The organism is Acidovorax sp. NO-1, from assembly GCF_000238595.1.
Lineage (GTDB): Bacteria > Pseudomonadota > Gammaproteobacteria > Burkholderiales > Burkholderiaceae_C > Acidovorax.
Genome location: NZ_AGTS01000042.1, coordinates 1 through 846, shown reverse-complemented (window position 1 = coordinate 846; position 846 = coordinate 1). Strand labels below are relative to the sequence as shown.

Sequence of the window (846 nt, the reverse complement as noted above, 5' to 3'; positions counted from 1 at the left end):
ACAAATGGAAGAAGCGCGATGTTTTTGCAGACCGCTCGCATACGGCCCATCACCTGCAGACCGTGCTCACGCCTGCGCAAGAGACCGTGGTGCTCCACCTCAGGCGTACCCTGCTGCTGCCCCTGGATGACCTGCTGGCGGTCACGCGCGAGTTCATTTGCCCCCATGTCTCACGCTCTGGCTTGGACCGCTGTCTGCGCCGCCATGGCGCGGGCAACCTCAACGCCCTCAAACCCCAGGAGCCTGCGGTAGCACACAAGGCCTTCAAGAGCTACGAGCCTGGCTATGTGCACATGGATGTGAAGTACCTGCCCCAGATGCAGGACGAGAGCAGCAGGCGCTATCTGTTCGTGGCCATTGATCGGGCTACGCGCTGGGTGTTTGTGCAGCTCAAGACCAACAAGACGGCCGCCAGTGCGCAAGCCTTCCTGAAGGCATTGCACAAGGCCTGTCCACTCAGGATCACCAAGCTGCTGACCGACAACGGCAAGGAGTTCACAGACCGCCTGTTTGCCAGCCGGGAACGCGAACCCAGCGGCAACCATGAGTTCGATCAACTGTGCCAGGAGCTGGGCATAGAGCACCGGCTGACCAAGCCCAGAACACCGAGAACCAACGGTATGGTGGAGCGGTTCAATGGGCGTATTGCAGACGTCCTGAAGACCCACAGGTTCAACAGCCGCGAGGACATGGAGCAAACCTTGTTGCGCTATGTGGCGCTGTACAACCACCAATTGCCGCAATCAGCGCTCAAGAGCAGTACGCCCATGCAGGCCATGAAACAGTGGTATCAGTCGCACCCGCATCTGTTTAACAAGCGACCATATGATCGTCCGGGATGCGACA

General features: G+C 59.3%; 1 protein-coding gene. It reads left to right on the top strand.

The window, feature by feature from the left end:
* The coding region (locus KYG_RS04035; protein WP_008903555.1) for an IS481 family transposase at positions 1 to 846 on the top strand (846 nt) is incomplete at both ends.